Here is a 4876-nt window from a genome sequence, read left to right as displayed (position 1 = left end):
GTCTCCCCGACGACGGACCACTCAATATCCTGTGGGGAACCGTAGTGCTCCTCGATCTGCTTACCCAGTGTAGCCACTTCTGCGACCTGCGCATGATTCAGACAGGCACGTCGGCCTTCGTCATCGGTGAGGGGGCGCGTGAGATTGCTGCCATCGGGAACCCGGTCCATGCGGATGTGCTTGATCGCCAGGCGCTCGTCGGTGAGCTTGAGCGTGTCCTTGGCGATCTCCCAGTGGTCTGGGCTGACCGAGCCACTGACCACGGTCTCACCCAGGCCAAACGCACCCTCCACCACGATGGTATTGGGATCACCTGAGGCGGGGTTGACGGTAAACATCACCCCTGAGGCATCGGAGTCGGCCATCTGCTGCACCACGACTGCGATGGCGATGGCCTCCTCGGGGATGTTTTGTTGTCGGCGGTAGAAGATCACGCGGGCACCGTAGAGCGATGCCCAGCAGCGCTGGACAGCGTCAAGAAGCGCCTCGGGGCCACGGACATTGAGGTAGGTCTCGTTCATGCCCGCAAAAGAAGTTCCCGGCATATCCTCGACAGTCGCTGAGGAGCGCACGGCGGCAAAGGCATCTCCCGCGTCAAGCTGGGCGTAGCCGGCGCAGATCGCCTCACGCAGCTCCGGAGGCACTGTCGCCGCTAGCACGGCAGCCCGGAGCTTCTCAGACGTGGCCAGAAGCGTCGTGCTATCGTCCACATCAAGCCCCGCAAGGGCGGGAAAGATCGTCTCCCGTAGGCCCGTGGCATCGAGAAACGCACGGAACGCCTCCGCCGTCACCACGAATCCTGGGGGAACGGGAATCCCGGCACGTGTCAGCTCCCCCAGGTTGGCACCCTTGCCACCTACCAGCTCGGTGTCCCCCAGGGAAAGTTCTTTAAACCAGCAAACCGTCGGCATAGTCGTTGCTCCTCAGGTTAAGTTTAAGCGATTCGAAGCTCGTTTACCTCTGCACATCGGGGGATTTACAGGCGCTTGTGGCGCAGGTAGACCGACCAGTAGACCGCCGCTACCAGCACCGCGCCCCCGATAATATTGCCAATCGTGACGGGCAGGAGGTTGCCAATAAGAAAGTTGCTCCAGGTCAGGCGCTCTAAGTTGGGGACGCTGGGCTCCACCTGGGCGATAAAGCTCGGATCGAACGCCTTGAGAAAGAGGGCGTAGGGGACATAGTACATGTTGGCGATACTGTGCTCAAACCCAGCGGCGACAAAGGCGGTGACGGGAAAGAGTACGCAGGCGATCTTGTCGAGCGAGCTGTGGGCGCTGAAGGTCAGCCAGACCGCCAGGCAGACCAGCGCGTTGCAGAGAACCCCCAATGCGAGCGCCTGCCCAAAGTCCAGACTGCACTTACTCACCGCCGTGCTCAGCGCAGCCACCCCGACCGCCGCCTTACCAAACATGTACTGCTTCGTCACGACCATCAGCGCGGCTGTCGCCACTGCCCCCACGAAGTTTCCGGTGTAGACAATCCCCCAGTTTCTCAGGAGCGCCTGGGTCGTGATCTTGCGGCTGGCCCAAGCCATAACAATCAGGTTGTTGCCGGTGAAGAGCTCCGCCCCTCCGATGATCACCAGAATTAGACCAAGGCTGAAGACCATCCCAATCAAAAGCCGCGCTAGGCCGTAGGGAAGGCTGGCGCTCCCCGCAGCGACCGTGGTGGAGAAGATCGCTCCCAGTGCGATAAACGCCCCGGCAAGCACGGCGAGAGCAAAGAGCTGGAACGCTGGGGCTTCGGCCTTGCGCACCCCGACCGCCTCCACCTTCTCCGCGATCTCGGCGGGCAGGAGAGCATCAATGGCAACATCGGACATGGATTGGCACCTCGGTGTTTGGGAGACATTCTACAGGTATAATTTCACCATGTCTCGCTTTGAAACCCTTCACGCTTCCGTCGCTGCCGTCCTGCCGCAGATTATTGCCTTCCGCCATGACCTTCACGCTCACCCAGAGCTCTCCGGGAGTGAGGAGAACACGGCACGCAAAGTCTCCGAAGCACTGACCGCTGCGGGAATTTCCCACGAAACTAAGATCGGGGGGATGAATGGGATCGTGGCGACGATCCAAGGTGGCAGGGGGCCGGGCAAGACCATCGCCCTGCGCGGCGACATGGACGCGCTGCCCATCACGGAGGAGAACAATGTCCCCTACAAGAGCCAGAATCCCGGTGTGATGCACGCCTGTGGCCACGATGGGCACACGGCCAACTTGCTCGGGACGGCACTGGTGCTGAATGCGCTTAAGGACAGCTTCGCCGGAACGGTGAAGTTCTTCTTCCAGCCCGCCGAAGAGACCGTGAGTGGCGCGTCTACGATGGTAGCGGCGGGCTGCATGGAGGGTGTGGACGCGGTTCTCATGTTGCATGGTTGGCCGGACTTTGCGCCCGGAACCATCGGTCTGCGTGTCGGACCCGCGATGGCATCCTCGGACTCATGGCGCTTGACGATCCATGGTGAGGGCGGGCACGCAGCCTACCCCCACAAGACCGTAGACCCGGTGTTTGTCAGTGCCCAGCTTGTCACCGCGCTCCAGAGCCTCGTCAGCCGCGAGCTCTCGCCCACGGAGCCCGTCGTGGTGACCGTCGCCATGCTCCACGCAGGGACGGCCCGCAATATTATCGCGGAGAAAGCAGAGCTTGCCGGAACCGTGCGGACGCTCAACAAAGCCATCCGCGACTCGATGCCCGAGCGCATGGAGCGGATTATCAAAGGCATCTGCGACAGCTTCCGCGCCACCTATGAGTTCACCTTTAGCCCTGGCACGCCGCCGGTCATCAACGACGAGAGCATTGTCGCGCTGGTTCGCGAAGTCGGCGAGGAGCTTTTCGGCACAGAGAACCTCATCACGCTGAAAGAGCCTACGATGGGTGCCGAAGACTTCTCGTTTTACCTAGAGCACGCCCCCGGAGCCATGATCCGCCTCGGCACCGGCTGCCCGTATCTGCTCCACACCCCAAAATACGACTTCGGCGATGCTCCGCTAGAAACCGGAATGCTCCTCATGGCAGAAACCGCCCGACGATTTCTGGATAGCTAAATTAGACCTCATCATTAAGACCTTTTAGCCTTTTTCTGCCATGATTAGCTTCACGTAAAATTATAAAACCATTTTTTCTAAATTCCCATTGCCATCGCCCTAAATGCTTGCAAATTAGGTCTAGGGTTTCCCATATAGTTAAGTTATTTGTTTTGAATGTTAGTAATGATTCAGAATAATCTAGGCTGCTTATTATGTTTATTTTATTATTATATAGCTGTCTTAATATTTCTGAAATAGATGAATTTTTAAAATTAGTGGATATTTTACGGTTTAACTGTTTTATTTTTTTTGCATCAGCATACTTAATGAATAAATCGTCTTCGCCACAATCGACCGTGTATTTGTATTTGATGATTTTTTCATTGGGATCAATTTCAAACATTGATGCTGGGTTGCCAAACTTTGCCTTTTGTGAAAAATAGTCATTTATAGTAAATCCATATGAGCCATGTGATGTTTTCATAGTGACAAATAAGTTTAAAAATTTTGCTCTTGGTCTGGAATTATTTTTAACTGTAATTAGAGCTTTATCCATGTTTCGAAAATCAATTTTTGAATCTGCGGGACCACTATTGGTAGAATCTTCGAGGGACTGCATTGTATCTCTTAACGATGATTTTACATTTTCAGGTAAAGAAGAAAATTTGATGTTTTGTCCATTTAGAATTGCATCACGAGTAGTCTGATTTTGTGAGTAAATATGTTTAAAAAAGGAATCTGACTTTTCAGACAATGTTTTCGATAAGCCTAATGGTGGGCCGTAAACAGTATCACTATTATTTTTGTTAAATATGATTATATAATCTGGAATTCCGGTTTCATTTTTTAGAGTTCTTGCTACTTCATTTCTGGTAAATGCAGTTAATGCATCTATTATACTTGCAGTACTTGCATTAGAATAATTTATATGAAAAGACCATAATTGAAAGGTATTCATTTTTGTTTCAATGGTAATACCTGAACGTTTGCGTATTGATACTGCAACGTCTTTAAAGTAAAGTGGTAATGATGAATGAAAACTTAACATTTGACTCAGCCGCTCATCATTTTCCAGTAATAATTCCGTGCTACTCTTGCTCGGATATATTTCGTTAAGTCTAATCCTGTTTTGGAAATTTTTCATTTTGCCCTGTAGAATATTTTTGGAAACCACGTGTTGATACTGTTGTTTAGATACGTGGTTTCCAACGTGTTAACTTAAAGACACCAAGCGTTTTGTATAGGACAGTTTATTATTCCTGTGCCACCACCAGTAACTGCCGTGACCAGAGTATATAGCTGACCTGAGCCTCCGGCATGTAAATATGTTGAATATGGATACTGTTGTGGAGAAAGTGGAGAACTTGGTGCCGCAAGAATTGGGCCACCTCCGATATTCGCTCCATTGGCTGAAACATTATAAAATCCAGTCATACCACCTGGTAAGGTACCGGATAATGTTACATAGTGCGTGATTTTATCAGGTTTTGGTGGTTTAGGTATAGTGGAATCTTCTTCTTCAGGAAGTTCTGGATCTGTTTCTGTTACTCCTCCACTGATGGGATTTCCAGGGGCATGTGTCGCAGTGAAAGCAACTATGGTAATCGAAGCACCAGGTTCTTCTTCTGCATTTGCCTTTAACGAGAAAAACGATGACAACATTATAGAGGTTGTCAAAATTGGAATTACTATATATCTCATATTTTTCCTTACTGGGCTTTCGCCCGAAAGAGCTGGGCTTTCGCCCGAAAGAGCTGGGCTTTCGCCCGAAAGAGCTGGGCTTTCGCCCGAAAGAGCTGGGCTTTCGCCCGAAAGAGCTGGGCTTTCGCCCGAAAGAGCTGGGCTTT

General features: G+C 51.9%; 5 protein-coding genes. 1 reads left to right on the top strand and 4 read right to left on the bottom strand.

Annotated elements, in window-relative coordinates:
* The coding region (locus RMO15_RS02820) for a PEP/pyruvate-binding domain-containing protein (protein WP_309707606.1) at positions 1 to 911 on the bottom strand (911 nt) is incomplete at its 3' end.
* Positions 912 to 976: 65 nt separating this feature from the next.
* Positions 977 to 1825: a formate/nitrite family transporter gene (locus RMO15_RS02815; protein ID WP_309707604.1), complete on the bottom strand. Its 849-nt coding sequence runs from the start codon at positions 1823 to 1825 to the stop codon at positions 977 to 979.
* 49 nt (positions 1826 to 1874) lie between these two features.
* Here RMO15_RS02815 and RMO15_RS02810 point away from each other — a divergent pair, with 49 nt between their 5' ends.
* Complete coding sequence (locus RMO15_RS02810; RefSeq protein ID WP_309707603.1) at positions 1875 to 3047, top strand: M20 family metallopeptidase; 1173 nt, start codon at positions 1875 to 1877, stop codon at positions 3045 to 3047.
* Position 3048: 1 nt separating this feature from the next.
* Here RMO15_RS02810 and RMO15_RS02805 read toward each other — a convergent pair whose 3' ends face one another.
* Both RMO15_RS02805 and RMO15_RS02800 read right to left on the bottom strand, forming a co-directional pair.
* Entirely contained in the window at positions 3049 to 4173 is a 1125-nt protein-coding gene (locus RMO15_RS02805) for a hypothetical protein (RefSeq protein WP_309707601.1), read from the bottom strand.
* Positions 4174 to 4247: 74 nt separating this feature from the next.
* A complete protein-coding gene (locus RMO15_RS02800; protein WP_309707599.1) occupies positions 4248 to 4730 on the bottom strand; it encodes a hypothetical protein in 483 nt (160 codons plus the stop codon).
* Positions 4731 to 4876: the final 146 nt, after the last annotated feature.

This window comes from Armatimonas sp., assembly GCF_031410135.1.
Taxonomy (GTDB): Bacteria; Armatimonadota; Armatimonadia; order Armatimonadales; family Armatimonadaceae; genus Armatimonas.
The sequence above is the reverse complement of the archived record's forward strand: the minus strand, read 5'-3'. Positions and strand labels throughout refer to the sequence as shown.

Bases quoted from the DNA above. Each gene is read 5' to 3' on its own strand.
- RMO15_RS02815 (WP_309707604.1), bottom strand. From the start codon at position 1,825: ATGTCCGATGTTGCCATTGATGCTCTCCTGCCCGCCGAGATCGCGGAG.
- RMO15_RS02810 (WP_309707603.1), top strand. From the start codon at position 1,875: ATGTCTCGCTTTGAAACCCTTCACGCTTCCGTCGCTGCCGTCCTGCCG.
- RMO15_RS02805 (WP_309707601.1), bottom strand. From the start codon at position 4,173: ATGAAAAATTTCCAAAACAGGATTAGACTTAACGAAATATATCCGAGC.
- RMO15_RS02800 (WP_309707599.1), bottom strand. From the start codon at position 4,730: ATGAGATATATAGTAATTCCAATTTTGACAACCTCTATAATGTTGTCA.